Source organism: Peteryoungia desertarenae, assembly GCF_005860795.2.
GTDB lineage: Bacteria > Pseudomonadota > Alphaproteobacteria > Rhizobiales > Rhizobiaceae > Allorhizobium > Allorhizobium desertarenae.
This window is the reverse complement of the sequence record NZ_CP058350.1, coordinates 364,289-378,939: the sequence shown is the minus strand read 5'-3', so window position 1 is coordinate 378,939 and position 14,651 is coordinate 364,289. Positions and strand designations below refer to the sequence as shown.

Below are 14,651 nucleotides of genomic sequence, written 5' to 3'. Positions count from 1 at the left end.
AATTGCGAATTTGCGAAATGGCTATCGGGAAACTCTTCATCGGTCGCAAGGTCCGCGACATCCGCCAGGCGAACGGGGCCACCCAGGCGCAGTTTGCCGATATGGTCGGCATTTCCACCAGCTATCTCAACCAGATCGAAAACAATCAGCGCCCTGTCTCGGCCTCGGTGCTGCTGTCGCTGGCGGAAAAGTTCGGTATCGACATCACCGAGTTGTCCTCAGGCCAGAACGACCGGCTGATGTCGGCGCTGACGGAGGCACTCTCCGATCCCTTGTTCGAGACCTATTCGCCAAGCGTGCAGGAGCTGAAGCTCGTCACCCAGAACGCCCCCGGCTTCGCCCATGCGCTGATTGCCGCGCACCACGCCTATCGGCGGGGCAATGAGCAGCTGGCGAGCCTTGATGACCGGCTGGGGGCAGCACCCAGCCAGGAGGTGACGCCTTACGACGAGGTGCGCGACTTCTTCCATTTCGTCGATAACTACATTCACGATCTCGACCTCGCCGCCGAGCAACTGGCAACCGAACTGAAGCTCGGGGAGGGGAGAATTACGCAGCCCTTTCTGACTATCTTGAGGCGCGGCATGGCGTGCGCGTCGTGCGCGGCGAAGCGGGTGACGAGGCAATCCGCCGTTTCGATCCGGTGGGGCGGATCCTGACCGTCAGCCGCTACGCCTCGGCCCCCACCCGCGATTTCCAGATCTCCATCCAGATTGCCCAGCTGGCGGCAGCCACGAAGATCGACCAGGTGCTGAAACAGGCCAATTTCCGCAGCGAAGAGGCGGTCGAGATCTGTCGCATGGGGCTCTACAACTATTTCGCCGGCGCGCTGATCCTGCCCTATCGCAGCTTCCTCACTGCCGCGCGGGATCTGCGCCACGACATCGAACTGCTCGCCGCCCGCTTCGAGGCCTCGCTCGAACAGGTCTGCCACCGGCTCTCGACGCTGCAGCGGCCCGGCCTCAAGGGCGTGCCGATCTTCTTTGCCCGCATCGACCGGGCCGGCAACATCACCAAGCGGCATAGCGCGGCGCGGCTGCAATTCGCCCGCTTCGGGGCGGCCTGTCCGCTGTGGAATGCCCATCAGGCCTTCGAGACGCCTGGCCGGATCATCCGCCAGACGGCGGAAACGCCCGATGGCGTGCGCTATCTCTGCATCGCGACCCAAGTGTCGAAAGGCTCCGCCGGCTTCCGCGCCGCCAATCCGCGCTATGCCTTGGCGCTTGGCTGCGAGATCTCCTATGCCGGCGCCTTCGTCTATGCCGACGACCTCGACCTCTCCAGCCGCGGCGCCTTCGACCCCATCGGCATCTCCTGCCGCATCTGCGAGCGCATCAAATGCACCAGCCGCGCCGTGCCGCCGTTGAAAAGGAAGCTGGTGGTGGATCATCGGGTAAGGAACCCGATGCCGTATGAGATTGAGTGAGTGTTGTGCGCTGGTCTTGATGTGCTATATTTGTAGCACAATCCGGAGGTGAGAATGACGGTAACGACGAAGGTACGAAAGCAGGGTGGAGCTGCGGTGGTCACCATTCCGCCAGCGCTGCTCAAGCTCATGGCCGTCGAGGTTGGTGATCAGCTGTCTCTCGATGTCCAGAACGGCGAGTTGGTGGCAAAGCCACTGCGGGCCGGTGTCAAGCGCTATACTCTGGCGGAATTGCTGGTCGGTGCCGAAGAACTGGCTCAACTCAATGCTTCTTTGGCTGAGACCATGGACGGCGATGCCATTGGTCGCGAGATCGGCTGATGGTCCGCAGCGGTGTTCCTCGCCGGGGCGATGTCTACTGGATCGATCCCAATCCGGTCGCCGGGCGCGAAATGAAAAACCGGCATAGGTTCGTTGTCATTACGCCGCATGAAATCAATGTATTCGGTGTGTGCATGACCGTTCCGGTGACTACTGGCGGTGCCTTCACACGTGACATCGGACTTGCCGTGCCAATCCACGGACACGATACGACGGGTATCGCGGTCTGCAATCAAGTGCGCAGTTTCGATATCGCGGCCCGAGTTCAGCAACGTTCGGCGAGTTTCATCGAGACGTTGGACAAGGCGACGGTCGACGAGATTGTTGCCCGCGTCGTCAGCGCCATCGATCCGTTGCCAGGCTCGGTTTGATCCAACTACCCAAACAACCGCACATCCCTCGCGGCAAAAAACGCCTCCACGCTCTCCGGCGCCACATCCTCCAGCGTCGCTGGGGACCATTTCGGGTTGCGGTCCTTGTCGATGATTGCCGCCCGGATGCCTTCATAGAAGTCGGGGACTTTCACCACCTGGAGGGTGCCGGCGAATTCGCGTTCGAGGCAGGTTTCGAGGTCCCTCGAGCGGCGGGCCTCGCGCAGCATGCGGAGCGTGACCTTGAGGCTCGTGGGTGATTTTGCAAGCATGGTGGACAGGGTGGCTGTCGCGACATCCGTGCCTGCAGCCTGCAGCGCCTTTACGATCTCTTCGACCGTATCGAAGGCAAAGCACTGGTCTATCATGGCGCGATTATCGGCGAGCTTGCCTGTCGGCAGGTCTGTGGCAAAGGTCTTGATCATGTCCGTTGCCGCATCGCTCCCGGCTTCCGGTGGAAGCGTTGCCAGGTCATTGGCCAAGGAGCCGAGCCTGTCTGCGGGGACATAATAATCGGCAAAGCCGGCTGCGATCGTGTCTGCTGCCAGGATGGTGTCACCGGTCAGGCCCATCCAGGTTCCGATTTCTCCCGGTGCATTCGCGAGAAGCCAGGTGGCGCCGATATCCGGGAAAAAGCCGATGCCGGTTTCGGGCATGGCGAGTTTCGTCGTCTCGGTGACGATGCGGTGGCTGCCATGGCTGGAAACACCCACACCGCCGCCCATGGTGATACCTTCCATTAAGACGATGTAAGGCTTCGAATAGCGGGCGATCTTCGCATTCAGCCGGTATTCTGCCTTGAGGAATTCGGATGCCTTGCTGTCGCCTGCCTTGCCGCTTTCATAGAACATGCGGATATCGCCGCCAGCGCAAAGGCCACGTTCGCCCTCGCCTGTAACCAGCACGGCTGCGGTCGTCTCATCCTGTTCAAAGCGGTCGAGGGCGGTGGTCATGGCTTCCACCATGCCAAGCGAGAGGCTGTTCAGTACCCTTGGCCGGTTCAATGAAATCAGACCCAGCGACCCCTGACGCGCCGTCAGAATCTCTTCGCCCTGATAGTCAGCCTCTATGTATCGCATCATGTCCTCCTCGTTTGGTGGCGAGTTAGCCATTCTGACGTGCCCGGGGCAAGTCCCCTTTGGTCGAGGTTAAGCGACACGGTTCCGGGGCGTGCCAGCGACGAAGAGCTCGATGTTTTCGATCAACTGGTCTGCAAGGGCCTGAATTGCCTCACGGCTGGCCCATGCGACATGCGGTGTCAGGATGACGTTGGGCCTCGTCGCTATCCGCATCATGGGACTGTCGGCTGCGGGCGGTTCGCCGTCGGTCACGTCGAAACCGGCGCCGGCGATCTGGTTTTTGTCCAGGGTCTCCTCGAGAGCCGATTCGTCCACCAGACCGCCACGACTTGTGTTGATGAGGAGCGGCTTGCGTTCCATCAGGGCGAATTCCTGCGTGCTGATCAGGCCGCGTGTTTCGCTGTTCAGCGGGCAATGCAAGGTGATTACATCCGATTGCCGCAGCACGTCCTCGAACGCGGTCTGACCCGGCTTGAGATCCGCTGCTCCTTTGCGCCCGGCGATCAAGACCCGCATGCCGAAGGCTTCGGCAATGCGCCCGACAGCTTGGCCAAGCGTGCCGTGGCCGATTATCCCAAGCGTTGTCCCGCCAAGATCGGCAATCGGATAGTCGAAGTAGCAGAATTGCGCTGCATCCTGCCAGCGCCCCTCAATAACGGAGTTTCGATAGGGAACTATCGAGCGGCGCAGAGCCAGTATGAGTGCAAAAGTGTGTTCCGGCACCGTGTGCCTGGCATAGTTCCTGATGTTGCAAACGGCAATGCCACGCGCCTTTGCTTCCTGAAGGTCGATCACATCCGTTCCTGTGGCGGCAACAGCAATCAGCTTCAGGCGCGTGGCAGAGGTGAGGGCCTCTGCTCGAACAGGAGCCTTGTTGGTGATGACGATATCGGCGTCGCGGATCCGGTCGGCCACATCACGAGGATGAGTCCTGTCATGCACAACCATATCATGCGCAAAGCCCGGCGCGCGGAGCTTTGTCTCCGGTGAAAGGGTATCCCGGTCCAGGAAGACTATGCGCATGATATCGATCCCCTGATGCTTGTGCTTGTCTGGCAGTAGACGAGGCGTTTGCTGCAGGCAAGGTCAGGGACATCAATGATAGTCTGGAATTCCCGGCATCGTCATGAAGCCTCCGAGTTTTCGAACGCGCCGCAGCCAGCGGCGCAGAGCTGGAAACTCGTCATGGTCCTGACCAAAATCACGCGACAGGGCAAAGCTTGCCACGAGCGCAATGTCGGCGATGGTCGGAGTCTCGCCGACGAAGAATTCGGCGCCGTCGATCTGCTGCAGCGTCATGTGGTCATCCATGATGCGAAATGCGCGTCGGGCGGCTGCCCGGTCTCCGGTGGTCGCTCCCTCCGGGGTAAACAGGGCCTGGTGACGCGCTTGGACCGCATGATGCAGATGGCCTTGCGAGAAACCGAGCCATTGCTGGATCTGACCGAATTCTACCGGGTCAAGCGGCAGCCATTGTCCCGTCTTGTCGTAGGCTCGTGTTAGATAGGCAAGGATCGCTTCGGTTCCGAACAATGTCAGATCGCCGTCGCGAAGAATTGGCAGGGAACCGGTGGGATTCAATGCCAGCATGTGCGGTTGTTGATGCTCCCGACCCGGTTCCATGTCGATCGCGATGGCCTCGTAGGGAAGCTTCAGTATCGACAGGAGCAGACGGACCCGGTAGCAACCCTCATCAAGGTCGTAGTTGTATAGGATCAGGTTTGACATCACGCCGCCTCGATCATGGATGTTTCAATGACCAGACGCAGCCCTGTTGCCCAGTGAACGAGCTGTTTCAGTGTTTCGGGTTGAAGGCTTCCCGTGGCCACCAGATGAAGGGCGCTTTGCTTATCGTTGAGCGGCTGGAGAGCCGCCAGCAATTCCCGGCCTTCACTGCGCCATGAAAGACAAACTGGTGATAGCGCCTCAGGCCTCGTTCCTTCAAATCCGGGTGGGTGTGAGGCCAAAAGGGCTTCGGAAGATCCGGCAAGTGATGCATCGACATAAACGGATCGGACCGAGGCTACTTTCTCGGGCAAAAGGGGTAATGGGCTGTTGCCATCCTCGTCAGTCGGTTTGCACCAGATGATCCCTCCTGCCTCTTCAGCCTCGAATGTCGGGACCTTGATTGTCTTCGGCACGTCCAGATCAGGATGGGCCGGAATATGGCTGCACTGGCCTGTGCGATCATATCGCCAGCCGTGATAAAGGCAGGCGATATGATCGCCGCGCACAAAGCCAAAGCTCATGCGCATGCCGCGATGAGGACATCGATCCTCCCAGACATGAACATTGCCCTTGTCATCGCGCCACACGACGCGTTCTTCTCCGAAAATGCGCGTGCCGGCCGATGTTCCCATTTCAATGCTGGACGAGAGCGCGACAGGTATCCAGCCGACATGATCATGCATGGGCGATCCTTTCTGGTGATGGGTATTCTGCAAGCGGACGGTCTTTCCGGTCAATTTCCAACACAATGCAGTCTTGCGGCCCGAGGCTGACGGCCATTTCGAAGGCATCCACCAAAGCAGTTGGTCCAGACACAGTCATGGCGCATATGTCGTCGGAGCAGGCGCCCAGATCCAAGGAGAGGTCGAGCCTTGCCGCGCGGTGGACCGCAAAGCCGGTGAAGCTCTCGACAGGGAGCGCGCCCCGAAAGGTGAACAGGGTCACGATCGGATCGCTGCTGCCGCAATTTGCTTTCGGATTTGTTCTGCCTGACAATTGTGCGCGCTCTATTTTTTGGGCAATCTAACGATCAGATCCTTATGGGTTCAAGGGAAAAAGCAGTTTCACCCGGACGAAAAGGCAGCCGCATGGCGAACGACATCGACAAGGCAACGCTCGATCAATGGTATGTCATCGACACCGAGGCTGTGATCCCCTTTGGAACCAGTCGGAACCGGCTGCTCGGCAGTGATCTCAGTGTCTGCAAGGATGGTGATGGCAAAATCTCAGTCTTTGCGGAAGGGCGTCAGGACCCGTTGCCGATACGCCATCGGTTCGGTTTCCTCTGGACAACACTGGGCCAGCCGGAGGGTGAAATCTTTCCCTTGCCTGAAGCCGACGAGCCGGATCGCCGTTATGTCCCCTGTGGCGTTGTCACCGTTCGTGCCTCGGGCCTGCGCATCATCGAGAACTTTCTCGATATGGCCCATTTCCCATTCGTCCATACTGACGTGCTTGGAGCCGAGCCTTACACCGAAGTCGAGCACTATGATGTCGAAATCCGCAGGGATGTGGATGAGGTCTGGGCGACGAACTGCAAGTTCTTCCAGCCCCAGGCGGCGTTTTCGGCCAAGGACGGGATCACAACCCACTACACCTACCGTGTGATGACGCCGTTTACGACGCTGCTTTACAAGACCTGTCCGAATTCGGAATCGCGGTGGGATGTCATCGGGCTGTTCGTCCAGCCGCTCGATCCGGATCGATGCCGAGCGCATCCGATCATGTATCTGATCGACGATGCTTCCACGACGACCGAGCTCATTCACTTTCAGCAACTGATCTTTCTGCAGGACCGCATCATTCTGGAAAACCAGCGGCCGGTTCTTCTGCCGCTTGAACCGCGCAAGGAAATCCCCACGCGGGCGGATGCTTCCTCCATTGCCTATCGGCGGTGGCTCAAGGAAAAAGGGGTGCGCTACGGCGCAAGTGGTGCCGCCTGATACAGAGAATCCGCAGGGGTAAACCTGCGGATTTTGCCAGGGTTTGCTTCAGCGATTGATCGACGATCAGTTTTTGTTCATCCAGTTGTCGATCTCGCGGTCGGCCTCTTCCTGGGACTTGCCATAGGCTTCCTGGATCTTTCCGGAAAGCTCTTTACGGTTGCCGTTGATCACATCCAGATCATCGCCGCTGAGCTTGCCCCACTGGGTCTGGGCCTTGCCCTTGAACTGCTCCCAGTTACCTTCGATCTGATTCCAATTCATCGGGGATACTCCCATCTGTTTTGCTTTTAGATCCGAGCCTTTCCAACTCGGTACAGTCAACGGTCCTTGCGCTGCGAAGTTCCAGGAAACTTCATCAGCAGCACCCCTGACAGCGTCATTGTCACTGCAATCTTGAGAAAGTGTGTTCAGGGGGAACACCTTAAGCGCTCAGGCGTTTGGAACCGGAACAATGATGATTCACAACGCACAAGGAGCTATCCATGGCGCAAGTACCGACAGCGGGAAAAAGCAAGATCGAAGACACGGCTAACGACGTGGCAGACCGTGTCGAGAAGAAGGCGTCGACCTCATCTGGTGCGACCAGCGGTGATGTGCAGGCTGAGGTCGAAAACCTGAGGCGCGATCTGGCATCCCTGGCGCAAACAGTCGCATCGTTTGGAAGCGGCAAAATCCGCCAGGCTGGCAAGAGTGCGAGCCAGATGACATCCGGTATGGCTGAAAGCTCTTCCGATTACATGGCGAGTGCACGTGAGAGCATTGCGAATGTCGAGCAGGACCTGGAGGCCCATGTGCGTGCACGTCCGATCCAGTCGATCGCTATCGCAGCCGCTGTAGGCTACATGGCGGCCGTCCTGAACCGGCGTTGATCGTTATGGGTGGCTTGTTCCATCATCTGTGGGTCTATGTCTTTGGCAGAGTGAAACCATCCATGCGACGGATGATGCGCTCTGCCATAGGCGGGGTCCTCGCAGCAATTCTTGGCTTGACCGCCTATGTGGCCGTTATTCTCGCCATAGGCATTGTTCTGGCCCAGGCGTTTGGCGTCATAACAGCGCTTGTCATTCTGGCTGCGGCGACACTGATCCTGGCGGGTGTCATTCTAGCCATAGTCAGTGGTATGAACCATCAGACGGAAAAAAGAGCAGAGGCCCGCCAGCGCGAAGCCGCAAAGCGCTTACCTAGCCCGATGGCAATGCAGATGCTTGCCGGCTTGCCAGCACTGATGCGGGGCCGCTCGGTTCTGACCACTTTACTGATAGCTGGTGTTGCTTATGCAGTCGCCAAAAACCAGGGCGTCGGCAGCGACGATGAATAGAGTGTTTGGGGCGGTCGGTTCAACAAGAACTGGTCGCCTCATCTCGTGACTTGAAAAAAAATGACGCTACCGACCGCTCTTCTTTTCAGCTTCATCGAGTTGTTCAAGCAGGTTCAGCAGATCGTCAGGAATACCTTCCTGCACGATGCTGTCATAGTAGGTCCGCAACTTGGCGGCGATCAGTGTATTGGCGCTGTCTTTCAGCGGATCCCTGCTGCGCTTGGTCTTCTTGCTGTCATTTGCTTCGCCAGGCATATCTGTCAAGGTCCGTTAAATCCTCATATGATTGTTCGATTAGCCTGATAAGAAAGGCAATGCAAAAAAGTTCCTACTGTTCGGAACTTTTTTTAAGACCAGGCGTTTCCTGCCGAGCCCGCGCTCAGATATTCTGTACCCTATTGGAGAAACTGCATGTCCCTTACTGCCCGCATAGCTGCTCATCTTCCCTATTTGCGGCGCTATGCACGCGCTGTAACCGGGTCCCAGACTTCTGGTGACGCCTATGTGGCCGCTGTGCTTGAGGCTCTGATTGCCGATATCTCGGTTTTCCCCGATGTCGGCGATGATCGAGTGGCCCTCTATAAGCTCTTTGTGAGCATCTACGATTCCACGAAGGTCGAGCTCCCAGTCGTTTCTTCGCCATTTGCGTGGGAGAAACGTGCCGCGGCCAATCTGGCTGCAGTGCCTACCCGCGCTCGTCATGCCTTCCTTTTGATCACCGTCGAAGGGTTCAGCAGCGGCGAAGCCGCCGAAATTCTGGGGGTTGGCGAGGCTGATTTTGGCGTCCTGTTCAATGAAGCTTCGACTGAAATCTCTCGCCAAGTAGCGACGGATATCATGATCATCGAAGACGAGCCGCTGATCGCTCTCGATATCGAGCAAATGGTCGAAGATCTGGGGCATCGGGTTTCCGGTATTGCTCGAACCCATAGCGAAGCTGTGGAGCTCTTCAATCGGACGAACCCGAAAATGGTGCTTGCAGACATTCAACTTGCTGATGGCAGTTCCGGTATTGACGCCGTCAACGACATTCTGAAGGTCGATACGATCCCGGTTATCTTTATCACAGCATTCCCGGAGCGCCTCTTGACTGGAGAACGCCCGGAACCAGCATTTCTGGTGACCAAGCCATTTAACCCCGACATGGTGAAAGCTTTAATCAGTCAGGCTCTTTTCTTCAACGAGCGGGTCGCTGAGAAGGTCTGACAAAAGGCCATGTGACGAAGTGAGGGGGTCCGATGAAGAGGCGTGCTATTGTTCGCTCAACATCGGAGCGCCGATCAACGGCGGAGCAGGAAGTTGGTGCATCGATTAACATGGTTTGAACCTCAGCGCGGCGATGATCAACTGCGCGAGTTCTTCATAACCGCCCTGATCGACATGGGTGCCAGCTTGATCCTTCAGGACAAGACGGGCAAATATGTTTGCATCACGACACTGCCTTCCTATTGGAAGCTGCAGGCCGGGCAGGCACCTTCTGATCTTGGTATCTTTGGTGACGACATCGGGCAGAGGCTCGCCGAACTCAAAGCCGGTCTGAACAAGGTGGGAGACCGTGCGGAAATCGAAGTGGAGGCTGGCGACGATAGCTTCTTCGAATTCCGTTGTCGCCTTGTCGAGATGGCCGAGCATGATCTCCATATGATCACCGTGATCATTGATCGGACCGAAGACCGCCGACGTGAACGTCTGCTGCGCGCCCTGTTGCGCGAGGTCAGCCACCGGTCAAAGAACCTGCTGGCGATTATTCAAAGCATCGCTTCGCAGACGGCGCGCTATTCGGGCACGCTGGATATGTTCCTGCGAAAGTTCCGCGGGCGCTTGCATGCGCTGTCGCAATCGCAGGATCTGATCACCGATTCCAGCTGGCGCGGGGCCTATTTCCGTGATCTCCTGAAACAACAGGTTGATCGTTATGTGCAGGATCATCCGGATTTGATCCAAGCTCGTGGCGATGATGTTCTGCTGACGCCAAATGCCTCCCTTCACATCGGCCTGGCACTGCATGAGCTGGTCGTGAATGCGGTCAGTCATGGGACTTTTCTGCAAACCCGTCGGCCTATCGAGGTCAGCTGCGCATATGAGCACACCCAGGATGGTCCGATGGTCACGATCAGCTGGGTTGAGCCTCATACGGCGCCTGATGAAGATGCTCTGAACGCCGCCCGGAGCAATCGCTTCGGTAGTACCGTTCTAGAGCGTGTCGTGCCGGCCTCTGTCGGCGGAACAGCCTCGCATCACTTGGACAAGCAGGAAGTCCGCTACGAGTTGCGCTTTCCGCTGGAAGTTTTTGACTGATCCTTCGTCGGCGCTTTTGAAAGAGACCCCTGATGCGCCTTTTCAGCTGCTCCAACTGCCGTAACGTGGTGCACTTCGATAACACTACTTGCGTTGCTTGCGGAATGCGGCTGGCTTACCGGCCTCTGGCTTTCGACATGGTGACGCTCTCTTCGGAGCCAGACGGTAGCTTCAGGTCTGTTGGGGTTGATCCTGTCCGGGTTCAACCATGCGTCAATGCCAGCTATGATGCATGCAATTGGCTCGTCGACGATGATCAAGAAGCCGGTTACTGTCGCGCGTGCCGACACAACGTTGTCATCCCCGACCTCACGGTGCCCGACAACATTGTTAACTGGCGGAAGATCGAACTTGCGAAACATGCCCTGATCTACTCGTTGTTGCGGCTGGGGTTGCCGCTCGCGGATCGCACGGAAGACCCTCATCATGGGCTAGGTTTCGCATTCCTTTCCGACGACGCGACAGCATCCGAGGAAGGTTCCGTTCTAACCGGTCATGCCGAGGGTCTGATTACTCTGAACATGGCAGAAGCATCCGATGCGGAGCGTGAAAAAAGGCGCGTCGCGTTGAATGAGCCTTTTCGAACTCTTTCAGGTCATTTTCGCCACGAAGTTGCTCACTACTTCTGGAACGTTCTCATTCGGGATCGGAGCCAGGTTTCGTCCTTCAGAACAGTGTTTGGTGACGAAAGCGCGGACTATGCGGCGGCCTTGGAGAGTTATTATGCAGAGGGCCCACCACCAGGTTGGGATCAAGGCTATATCAGCACCTATGCGACCAGTCATCCGTGGGAGGATTTTGCCGAAACATTTGCCCATTACCTCCATATCATAGACGCTCTCGATACTGCGGATGCGTTCGGTCTGAAGACGAATCCAAAGATTTATGGAGAGAAACAAGGCCTCGTTCTGGACGAGACCTTTGACAGTTACCGCGCCCGCGATGTCCGTGACCTCGTTGAGGCATGGGTCCCTTTGACACTGGCCATCAACAGCATCAACCGCAGCATGGGGCAGCCTGATCTCTATCCCTTTGTGCTGAATGAGCCTGTCATGCTGAAGCTTGAATATATCCACCAGCTGATCCGGTCGAGCAAAGGGTATGATCCTCTTTAGCTTCGCCTCATCCGGAACCTCGCTTGTCGCTCCGCGTTAACCTTTGAGTAACACGGAGCATAACCATGAGCGCTTTGGCCGCATTGATGGTACTTGTTGCATGCCATGCTGAAGATACGACCTGTCTGGAGCAACCCTTTCTTGTTGCTTCTTACGTCGACGCCGACTCTTGTCGTGCCGTTCTTCCATCCAAGATCCGGGAAGCGCGGAAGGTGGTAGACGTTGTTTACGGCGACTGTGTTCCCGTTGATCCCGAGCTTCTGGCTGGGCGTAGCATCTATCGGAGCATCGACCCTCAGGCACTGGCGCAACTTGAAGAGCCAATCCGCGGCGACGCGGATCTGAAGGCTCACGCCTATAGACCCAATGATGGTGAAAAATGAAGAACAGGAGCCAGACGATGACAAGTCCTACAAACCCGTCAGAGAAGGACAGAGAAATTCGCCAGATGGAGCAAAAGGCGGGTCTTGATCGTGATCTGGAGAGCCAAGTGCCGCCGCGCTACAGCATGACTGCAATCACAGTCTTTGGGGTATTTCTTGGTTTTGTCACTCTTTTCCTGATCTGGCTGGCCTTGGGGTAGAGTTTGACCACATAGCCCTCTGTGCAATCGCCTCTCCCGCCCCTGTGAAGAGCTATCGCTGACTTGCCTTATTTGCGGAGAGCTCGCATCGCGAGTGCGATCACGAATAGAATAATGAATATGCCGAAAAGAATCTGTGCAATGCTTGCCGAAGCCCCTGCGATACCGCCAAAGCCCATCAGGCCGGCGACCAGTGCAATAACAAGAAAAACAACGGCGTAATGCAGCATCTTACTTCTCCTTTCGCTCAATAGATGAAGAACGCCGGAGACATCTTCAAAGTTCCACTTGTCTCGGTAGTCCGAAATCAGCCTGGACAGAAACTCTGCCGATTTTTTGGGAACTAAATTGGCCTGTGCTCGTTTACAGGCAACGAATGCAACAAAGCCGTTGGACCATATGACTGAACATCCAAAAAGAACGCCGGTGCCACAAGGGGCATCTGGAGCTGCGACCTTCTACCCCGGCGTTTCGGCGCAACTTAAGGAATACTATCGCTCTGTAGAGGAGGAGGGTATTCCTGACCGCTTTCTCCGCCTGCTCGAAAAACTCGACATGGCGGAAAAGCGCGCTGAAGGTACGAGTGAATCGAGGGCTGCATTGAATGAGCGATGAGGCATTGTCAAATGAACGCGCCTTCAAGCGCGACCTTCTTGCTGCGTTGCCGAACCTGCGCGCTTTCGCTGTTTCACTTTCCGGTCGGCATCATGTGGCAGACGACCTCGTGCAGGACACGATCATGAAGGCTTGGGCAAAGCAGGATCATTTTGAACCTGGGACCAACATGAAAGCCTGGTTGTTTACTATCTTGCGCAACGAATTCTATTCGCAGATGCGCAAGCGTGGACGAGAGGTCTCTGACACCGACGGTATCTTTACCTCTCAGCTTTCCACGCATCCCCAGCAATATGGTTCGCTTGATCTCGAAGATTTCAAGCGGGCACTCGACAAGCTCCCGAGTGATCAGCGCGAAGCCATTATTCTCGTGGGCGCCTCAGGCTTTGCCTATGAAGAGGCGGCTGAGATTTGCGGCTGTGCGGTAGGCACGATCAAGAGTCGCATCAATCGTGCCCGCAACAAGCTGCAGGAACTGCTGGGAGTTACCGGAGAGGCGGACTATGGCCCCGATGCCCACAGCTCTGCCGTCATAAAGAAGGCATTTGCGGTCTAGAAGTCTTGGCTGCAGTTGCCAATCGCACAGTCTCCGCGAGGGCCTCCGGTTCAAACGGTTTGGGTACAACCGGATAGGCCAGCGTGGTGCCAGAGTGGCCCGCAGGATCATCGTAGGACGAGAGGAACACGGGCATGATGCCCTTATCTTTAATCATCCGAGCGCGATCGGCGTTCTGTGCCTCCTGTGCGCTCGCGTCGAGAATGACGACGTCGTAGGCACTTGTTTCGATATGTCGCTCAAGTTCGTGAACAGGGACGATGGCGGTCTGGCATGACAGTGTCTCTACGAGAATGCGCTCGACCTCCATCGCGATGAGGTAGTGGGTTTCGGCAATGAGAACCCTCGGCGCTGGTGCTAACATGGTAAATCCTTTGGTTATCTTTGTCTTATGCGGTCGCCAGTCGGACGCGTCATTTAAAAAAGACATGTGCCCCGACGGTTTATTCCCTGGTTGGAGCGGGCGCTGGAGCCGAAAGGTGGCACCGAATGGCGTCTGAAATGAGAGCTGTCCCGGTGCGGGTGCAGTGTTCTGTCTGCCCGCTTCGGAAACTGCGGCAGTTTCGACCATTTACCGACGAAGAGCTTGATTTCGTCGCGCAGTTCAAGCGAGGCGAATTGCTGGCTGCCCCCGGAACGTCAATCCTAACGGAAGGTGATCGTAGCGAACATCTGTACACGGTTCTCTCCGGCTGGGCATTTCGCTACAAGACCCTGGAAGATGGACGGCGGCAGGTTCTCAATTTCCTCGTGCCGGGGGACCTCGTCGGTTTGCAGGGCGCTCTCACGGCCGAGATGCAGCACTCGGTTGAAGCACTCACGCCCCTGGTGCTTTGCATTTTCGAACGTAGGCGTCTTTTTGGCCTCTATCAGCACCATTCTGGTCTCGCCTTCGATCTCACCTGGCTTGCCGCGCGAGAGGAAACAATCCTGGACGAACATCTGCTGAGTGTGGGGCGTCGAAGTGCGCTTGAGCGTGCTGCCTATTTGCTCGGTTTTTTGCATGAGCGCGCCCGGTTCTCCGGACAGCTTGAAAATGGCAATCTGATTCTTCCGGTTACACAGGCACTTGTTGCCGACACGCTTGGCCTCTCAATTGTTCATACGAACAAGACGCTGCGGAAACTTGCCGACAAGGGCTTAATCCGCTGGCTCGATCGAGGCTGCGAGATTCTGGACAAGTCAGGCCTTTTTTCCGTTGCTGGCTGGGAGCCGGAGGATGCGCTTCTCAGACCTTTCATTTGATCGGGAAGAGGCTCTTCCCGATCTTCCCACGAGGGCCAGTTATCAAGCGG

23 protein-coding genes and 1 pseudogene are annotated in these 14,651 nt (G+C 56.9%); 14 read left to right on the top strand and 10 right to left on the bottom strand.

The window, feature by feature from the left end; translation table 11 throughout:
• Nucleotides 1-17 precede the first annotated feature (17 nt).
• The 3 genes and pseudogenes from FE840_RS01855 (at nt 18) to mazF (ending at nt 2,118) form a co-directional block, all read left to right on the top strand.
• Nucleotides 18-1,426: pseudogene (locus tag FE840_RS01855) on the top strand (helix-turn-helix domain-containing protein).
• A 54-nt stretch (nt 1,427-1,480) separates the two neighbouring features.
• Nucleotides 1,481-1,747, top strand: a complete 267-nt coding sequence (gene mazE, locus FE840_RS01850; RefSeq protein ID WP_138288476.1) for a type II toxin-antitoxin system antitoxin MazE — start codon at nt 1,481-1,483, stop codon at nt 1,745-1,747.
• The gene (gene mazF / locus FE840_RS01845) at nt 1,747-2,118 is read left to right on the top strand and encodes a type II toxin-antitoxin system toxin MazF (RefSeq protein WP_138288475.1); all 372 of its coding nucleotides are present in this window, start codon (nt 1,747-1,749) and stop codon (nt 2,116-2,118) included. Before mazE ends, mazF begins: the two co-directional genes overlap by 1 nt.
• Nucleotides 2,119-2,123: 5 nt before the next feature.
• Here mazF and FE840_RS01840 read toward each other — a convergent pair whose 3' ends face one another.
• The 5 genes from FE840_RS01840 to FE840_RS01820 all read right to left on the bottom strand — a co-directional run bounded on the left by FE840_RS01840 (nt 2,124) and on the right by FE840_RS01820 (nt 5,870).
• Nucleotides 2,124-3,197, bottom strand: a complete 1,074-nt coding sequence (locus tag FE840_RS01840) for an enoyl-CoA hydratase/isomerase family protein (protein ID WP_138288474.1) — start codon at nt 3,195-3,197, stop codon at nt 2,124-2,126.
• Nucleotides 3,198-3,266: 69 nt separating this feature from the next.
• Nucleotides 3,267-4,220 carry a D-2-hydroxyacid dehydrogenase gene (locus FE840_RS01835; RefSeq protein ID WP_171033766.1) on the bottom strand — a complete coding sequence of 318 codons (954 nt, stop codon included), beginning with the start codon at nt 4,218-4,220 and terminating at the stop codon, nt 3,267-3,269.
• Nucleotides 4,221-4,292: 72 nt separating this feature from the next.
• Entirely contained in the window at nt 4,293-4,925 is a 633-nt protein-coding gene (locus FE840_RS01830) for a glutathione S-transferase family protein (RefSeq protein WP_138288472.1), read from the bottom strand.
• Nucleotides 4,925-5,608, bottom strand: a complete 684-nt coding sequence (locus tag FE840_RS01825; protein ID WP_138288471.1) for a Rieske (2Fe-2S) protein — start codon at nt 5,606-5,608, stop codon at nt 4,925-4,927. Before FE840_RS01825 ends, FE840_RS01830 begins: the two co-directional genes overlap by 1 nt.
• Nucleotides 5,601-5,870 (bottom strand): hypothetical protein, encoded by a 270-nt coding sequence (locus FE840_RS01820; protein ID WP_246318829.1) that lies wholly within the window; start codon nt 5,868-5,870, stop codon nt 5,601-5,603. The genes FE840_RS01825 and FE840_RS01820 overlap by 8 nt, the downstream gene beginning before the upstream one ends.
• 143 nt (nt 5,871-6,013) lie before the next feature.
• Between FE840_RS01820 and FE840_RS01815 the strand changes: the two genes are divergently transcribed.
• Nucleotides 6,014-6,868, top strand: coding sequence for an aromatic ring-hydroxylating oxygenase subunit alpha (locus tag FE840_RS01815; protein WP_138288470.1), 855 nt, complete (start codon nt 6,014-6,016; stop codon nt 6,866-6,868).
• A 66-nt stretch (nt 6,869-6,934) separates the two neighbouring features.
• Here the strand turns inward: FE840_RS01815 and FE840_RS01810 are convergent, their stop codons facing one another.
• Entirely contained in the window at nt 6,935-7,132 is a 198-nt protein-coding gene (locus FE840_RS01810; protein ID WP_138288469.1) for a CsbD family protein, read from the bottom strand.
• A gap of 221 nt (nt 7,133-7,353) precedes the next feature.
• On the opposite strand from FE840_RS01810, the gene FE840_RS01805 reads away from it, so the two are divergent.
• On the top strand, nt 7,354-7,740 hold the full coding sequence (locus FE840_RS01805) for an ElaB/YgaM/YqjD family protein (protein WP_138288468.1): 387 nt from the start codon (nt 7,354-7,356) through the stop codon (nt 7,738-7,740).
• 62 nt (nt 7,741-7,802) lie between these two features.
• Entirely contained in the window at nt 7,803-8,189 is a 387-nt protein-coding gene (locus tag FE840_RS01800; RefSeq protein ID WP_246318828.1) for a hypothetical protein, read from the top strand.
• A gap of 66 nt (nt 8,190-8,255) precedes the next feature.
• Here the strand turns inward: FE840_RS01800 and FE840_RS01795 are convergent, their stop codons facing one another.
• Complete coding sequence (locus FE840_RS01795; protein WP_138288466.1) at nt 8,256-8,444, bottom strand: NepR family anti-sigma factor; 189 nt, start codon at nt 8,442-8,444, stop codon at nt 8,256-8,258.
• A gap of 156 nt (nt 8,445-8,600) precedes the next feature.
• On the opposite strand from FE840_RS01795, the gene FE840_RS01790 reads away from it, so the two are divergent.
• Complete coding sequence (locus FE840_RS01790; RefSeq protein WP_138288465.1) at nt 8,601-9,395, top strand: response regulator; 795 nt, start codon at nt 8,601-8,603, stop codon at nt 9,393-9,395.
• Nucleotides 9,396-9,500: 105 nt separating this feature from the next.
• On the opposite strand, the gene FE840_RS21100 is transcribed toward FE840_RS01790, so the two are convergent.
• Entirely contained in the window at nt 9,501-9,830 is a 330-nt protein-coding gene (locus FE840_RS21100; protein WP_343058631.1) for a hypothetical protein, read from the bottom strand.
• Between FE840_RS21100 and FE840_RS01785 the strand changes: the two genes are divergently transcribed.
• The 4 genes from FE840_RS01785 (at nt 9,831) to FE840_RS01770 (ending at nt 12,185) form a co-directional block, all read left to right on the top strand.
• Nucleotides 9,831-10,487, top strand: a complete 657-nt coding sequence (locus FE840_RS01785) for a sensor histidine kinase (protein WP_343058630.1) — start codon at nt 9,831-9,833, stop codon at nt 10,485-10,487. It abuts the gene before it with no gap.
• Nucleotides 10,488-10,519: 32 nt separating this feature from the next.
• Complete coding sequence (locus tag FE840_RS01780; protein WP_138288464.1) at nt 10,520-11,602, top strand: zinc-binding metallopeptidase family protein; 1,083 nt, start codon at nt 10,520-10,522, stop codon at nt 11,600-11,602.
• A gap of 65 nt (nt 11,603-11,667) precedes the next feature.
• Nucleotides 11,668-11,985, top strand: a complete 318-nt coding sequence (locus tag FE840_RS01775; protein WP_138288463.1) for a hypothetical protein — start codon at nt 11,668-11,670, stop codon at nt 11,983-11,985.
• Between the two features lie 17 nt (nt 11,986-12,002).
• Nucleotides 12,003-12,185: a hypothetical protein gene (locus tag FE840_RS01770; RefSeq protein ID WP_138288462.1), complete on the top strand. Its 183-nt coding sequence runs from the start codon at nt 12,003-12,005 to the stop codon at nt 12,183-12,185.
• A 68-nt stretch (nt 12,186-12,253) separates the two neighbouring features.
• Here the strand turns inward: FE840_RS01770 and FE840_RS01765 are convergent, their stop codons facing one another.
• Nucleotides 12,254-12,415 (bottom strand): DUF1328 domain-containing protein, encoded by a 162-nt coding sequence (locus tag FE840_RS01765; RefSeq protein WP_138288461.1) that lies wholly within the window; start codon nt 12,413-12,415, stop codon nt 12,254-12,256.
• Nucleotides 12,416-12,611: 196 nt separating this feature from the next.
• On the opposite strand from FE840_RS01765, the gene FE840_RS01760 reads away from it, so the two are divergent.
• Both FE840_RS01760 and FE840_RS01755 read left to right on the top strand, forming a co-directional pair.
• The gene (locus tag FE840_RS01760; protein ID WP_138288621.1) at nt 12,612-12,800 is read left to right on the top strand and encodes a NepR family anti-sigma factor; all 189 of its coding nucleotides are present in this window, start codon (nt 12,612-12,614) and stop codon (nt 12,798-12,800) included.
• Nucleotides 12,790-13,356 carry an RNA polymerase sigma factor gene (locus FE840_RS01755; protein ID WP_138288460.1) on the top strand — a complete coding sequence of 189 codons (567 nt, stop codon included), beginning with the start codon at nt 12,790-12,792 and terminating at the stop codon, nt 13,354-13,356. The genes FE840_RS01760 and FE840_RS01755 overlap by 11 nt, the downstream gene beginning before the upstream one ends.
• Here the strand turns inward: FE840_RS01755 and FE840_RS01750 are convergent.
• Entirely contained in the window at nt 13,331-13,720 is a 390-nt protein-coding gene (locus tag FE840_RS01750; protein WP_138288459.1) for an ANTAR domain-containing protein, read from the bottom strand. The genes FE840_RS01755 and FE840_RS01750 overlap by 26 nt on opposite strands.
• 125 nt (nt 13,721-13,845) lie before the next feature.
• Here FE840_RS01750 and FE840_RS01745 point away from each other — a divergent pair, with 125 nt between their 5' ends.
• Complete coding sequence (locus FE840_RS01745; RefSeq protein WP_138288458.1) at nt 13,846-14,601, top strand: Crp/Fnr family transcriptional regulator; 756 nt, start codon at nt 13,846-13,848, stop codon at nt 14,599-14,601.
• Nucleotides 14,602-14,651 lie beyond the last annotated feature (50 nt).

What these genes read in the sequence shown, in the direction of transcription:
- mazE (WP_138288476.1), top strand. Translation starts at nt 1,481, where the DNA reads ATGACGGTAACGACGAAGGTACGAAAGCAGGGTGGAGCTGCGGTGGTC.
- mazF (WP_138288475.1), top strand. Translation starts at nt 1,747, where the DNA reads ATGGTCCGCAGCGGTGTTCCTCGCCGGGGCGATGTCTACTGGATCGAT.
- FE840_RS01840 (WP_138288474.1), bottom strand. Translation starts at nt 3,197, where the DNA reads ATGCGATACATAGAGGCTGACTATCAGGGCGAAGAGATTCTGACGGCG.
- FE840_RS01835 (WP_171033766.1), bottom strand. Translation starts at nt 4,220, where the DNA reads ATGCGCATAGTCTTCCTGGACCGGGATACCCTTTCACCGGAGACAAAG.
- FE840_RS01830 (WP_138288472.1), bottom strand. Translation starts at nt 4,925, where the DNA reads ATGTCAAACCTGATCCTATACAACTACGACCTTGATGAGGGTTGCTAC.
- FE840_RS01825 (WP_138288471.1), bottom strand. Translation starts at nt 5,608, where the DNA reads ATGCATGATCATGTCGGCTGGATACCTGTCGCGCTCTCGTCCAGCATT.
- FE840_RS01815 (WP_138288470.1), top strand. Translation starts at nt 6,014, where the DNA reads ATGGCGAACGACATCGACAAGGCAACGCTCGATCAATGGTATGTCATC.
- FE840_RS01810 (WP_138288469.1), bottom strand. Translation starts at nt 7,132, where the DNA reads ATGAATTGGAATCAGATCGAAGGTAACTGGGAGCAGTTCAAGGGCAAG.
- FE840_RS01805 (WP_138288468.1), top strand. Translation starts at nt 7,354, where the DNA reads ATGGCGCAAGTACCGACAGCGGGAAAAAGCAAGATCGAAGACACGGCT.
- FE840_RS01800 (WP_246318828.1), top strand. Translation starts at nt 7,803, where the DNA reads ATGCGACGGATGATGCGCTCTGCCATAGGCGGGGTCCTCGCAGCAATT.
- FE840_RS01795 (WP_138288466.1), bottom strand. Translation starts at nt 8,444, where the DNA reads ATGCCTGGCGAAGCAAATGACAGCAAGAAGACCAAGCGCAGCAGGGAT.
- FE840_RS01790 (WP_138288465.1), top strand. Translation starts at nt 8,601, where the DNA reads ATGTCCCTTACTGCCCGCATAGCTGCTCATCTTCCCTATTTGCGGCGC.
- FE840_RS21100 (WP_343058631.1), bottom strand. Translation starts at nt 9,830, where the DNA reads ATGGAGATCATGCTCGGCCATCTCGACAAGGCGACAACGGAATTCGAA.
- FE840_RS01785 (WP_343058630.1), top strand. Translation starts at nt 9,831, where the DNA reads ATGATCACCGTGATCATTGATCGGACCGAAGACCGCCGACGTGAACGT.
- FE840_RS01780 (WP_138288464.1), top strand. Translation starts at nt 10,520, where the DNA reads ATGCGCCTTTTCAGCTGCTCCAACTGCCGTAACGTGGTGCACTTCGAT.
- FE840_RS01775 (WP_138288463.1), top strand. Translation starts at nt 11,668, where the DNA reads ATGAGCGCTTTGGCCGCATTGATGGTACTTGTTGCATGCCATGCTGAA.
- FE840_RS01770 (WP_138288462.1), top strand. Translation starts at nt 12,003, where the DNA reads ATGACAAGTCCTACAAACCCGTCAGAGAAGGACAGAGAAATTCGCCAG.
- FE840_RS01765 (WP_138288461.1), bottom strand. Translation starts at nt 12,415, where the DNA reads ATGCTGCATTACGCCGTTGTTTTTCTTGTTATTGCACTGGTCGCCGGC.
- FE840_RS01755 (WP_138288460.1), top strand. Translation starts at nt 12,790, where the DNA reads ATGAGCGATGAGGCATTGTCAAATGAACGCGCCTTCAAGCGCGACCTT.
- FE840_RS01750 (WP_138288459.1), bottom strand. Translation starts at nt 13,720, where the DNA reads ATGTTAGCACCAGCGCCGAGGGTTCTCATTGCCGAAACCCACTACCTC.
- FE840_RS01745 (WP_138288458.1), top strand. Translation starts at nt 13,846, where the DNA reads ATGGCGTCTGAAATGAGAGCTGTCCCGGTGCGGGTGCAGTGTTCTGTC.